We start from the raw sequence: 2164 nt of genomic DNA on the forward strand, positions 1-2164 counted from the left end.
GGTGCGCGTGGCGCGCGGCGCCGCCGTGGTCCTGGGCGCCGTCCTGCCCTTCGCGGTGCCCGCCGCCGCGGTCGCGGTGCCGCTGCTCGTGCTGCGCCGGCGCCGCGGGCGCGCCGCCCCCGCCGGGCAGGGGTGAGCCCGGCGCGCGCGGTCCGCCCCGCCGGGTGGAGCGGTGCGCGCCGGGCGGTGCGCGTCAGGCGGTGCGCGTCAGGCGGTGCGCGTCAGGCGGTGCGCGTCACCAGCACCCGCGCGCGCACCGTGGACGGGGGCCCGGAGTACACCCCCTGCAGGGGGCTGACGTCGGAGTAGTCGCGGGCGCGCGCCACCACGACGTGCCGGTCGCCGACGGGGATGTCGTTGGTGGGGTCCCAGGCCGTCCACGCCCCGTCGAAGAACTCGATCCAGGCGTGGCTCTCCCCCGCCACCTCCACGCCCGGCTCCGGCTCGCGCGCCGGGTGCAGGTAGCCGGAGACGTACCGGCACGGCACCCCCAGCTCCCGCAGGCCCGCCAGCACCAGGTGCGCCAGGTCCTGGCACACCCCGCGGCGCTGCTCCCAGGACTCCTGCGCGGTGGCGTGCACCCCGGTGGCGCCGGGCACGTACTCCACCTGCTCGTGCACCCACGCGCACACCCGGTGCGCCGCCTCGCGCGGGTCCGCCCCGGCGGTCAGCTCGCGCACCGCCTGCGCGAACCCCTCCGCCGGCGCGCTCGTGCGCCGCGTCGGCGCCAGGAACTCCGCCAGCTCGTCGACGAGGGCGTCGGCGCGCAGCTCCGCCCAGCCCAGCGGCCGGTGCGCGTGGCGGTCCGGGCGGCGGTCGGTCTCCACCAGGCTCGTGGCCGTGGTCACCAGCTCGCGGTGGCGCACGTGCAGGTCGAACGCCGTCACGTGGGTGCCCCAGTAGTCCCAGTAGCGCGTCGTCGTCGCCGGCCGGCTGATCTCCAGGCGGGAGTCCAGGGCCGTCTGGTGCGGCGTGGTCAGCGGGGTCACGCGCGCCTCGTTGAAGCTGGCGACGACCTCCCCGTCGTAGGTGTGCGTCGTCTCGTGCACGATGCGCAGCCGCATCAGGACCTCCCCGCCGTCCAGGAGACCGCCCCCGCCATGGGGAAGAAGCGCTCGCCGACGGCCAGCGAGGCCGCCGAGCACGCCTCCTGCACCGCGCGCATCTGCGGGTGCAGGTCGTCCAGCAGCTGCTCGGGGCTGGAGAACTCCAGCCGGGTGCGCGCCTGCCCGAGCACCCGCCGCGCGTCCGGGGCGTAGCCCGCGCGCCGCGGCTGGGGGTCCAGCGCCTCCAGGCACGCCTCGGCCGTCTCCAGCGCGTGGACCACCGAGCGCGGGAACAACCGGTCCAGCAGCAGGAACTCCGCCGCGTGGGCCTCCCCCGCCGCGCCCGTGCTCGAGCCGTGGTAGGCCCGCAGGAACGCCTCGTAGGCGCCGGTGGAGCGCAGCAGCAGCGGCCACTGCGGCGCCGCCCCCGGCACCGCGCGCGTGTCCACCAGCCGCGCGGTCATGTCGGCGCGCTCCAGGGAGCGGCCCAGCACGAAGAACTGCCAGGAGTCGTCGCGGCTCATCGTGGCGTCCACCAGGCCGTTGACGACGGCGGTGCGCTCGCGCACCCAGGCGAAGAACCGGTGGGCGCTGGCGGCGCGCCAGCGGCCCGAGGCCAGCGCGTTCCACGTCGTGTTCAGGCTCTCCCACATGTCCGAGGAGACCGTCTCGCGGGCCCGGCGGGCGTTCTCGCGCGCCGCGCCCAGGGCGCCGGTGATCGAGCTGGGGCTCAGCGGGTCGTGCGCGAGCACCTCCAGCAGCTCGCGCCGGCTGGTGCGGGCGCCCGGCGGCACCGGGGTGCCCATGACGCCGAGCAGCGAGCGGGACACCTCCGCCTCGTCGACCCACGGGTCGGCCAGGGTGCGCTCGACGTGCACGTCGAGGGTGCGGGCGGTGGAGTCCGCCCGCTCCACGTACCGCCCGATCCAGAACAGCGACTCCGCGATGCGGCTCAGCACCCCGACGCACCCCCCGACCCGTCGCGCCGCCGCCGCTCCGGCCGCTGCTGCCGTCGTCCCCGCCGTTGCCGTTGCCGTTGCTGCTGCTGCTGCTGCGCTCCACCGGCGCCTACGAGGCGTTCCTGCGGGCCTACCACGGCTCGAGCACGGGCGCGGCGG

2 protein-coding genes are annotated in these 2164 nt (G+C 77.3%); both read right to left on the bottom strand.

The window, feature by feature from the left end; genetic code table 11:
* Window positions 1-221: 221 nt before the first annotated feature.
* On the bottom strand, window positions 222-1064 hold the full coding sequence (locus tag GTR00_RS19470) for a transglutaminase family protein (protein ID WP_166613208.1): 843 nt from the start codon (window positions 1062-1064) through the stop codon (window positions 222-224).
* Window positions 1064-2005, bottom strand: a complete 942-nt coding sequence (locus GTR00_RS19475; RefSeq protein WP_166613209.1) for an alpha-E domain-containing protein — start codon at window positions 2003-2005, stop codon at window positions 1064-1066. The genes GTR00_RS19470 and GTR00_RS19475 overlap by 1 nt, the downstream gene beginning before the upstream one ends.
* Window positions 2006-2164 lie beyond the last annotated feature (159 nt).

The sequence above is a fragment of the Kineococcus indalonis genome (assembly GCF_009906395.1).
Taxonomy (GTDB): domain Bacteria; phylum Actinomycetota; class Actinomycetes; order Actinomycetales; family Kineococcaceae; genus Kineococcus; species Kineococcus indalonis.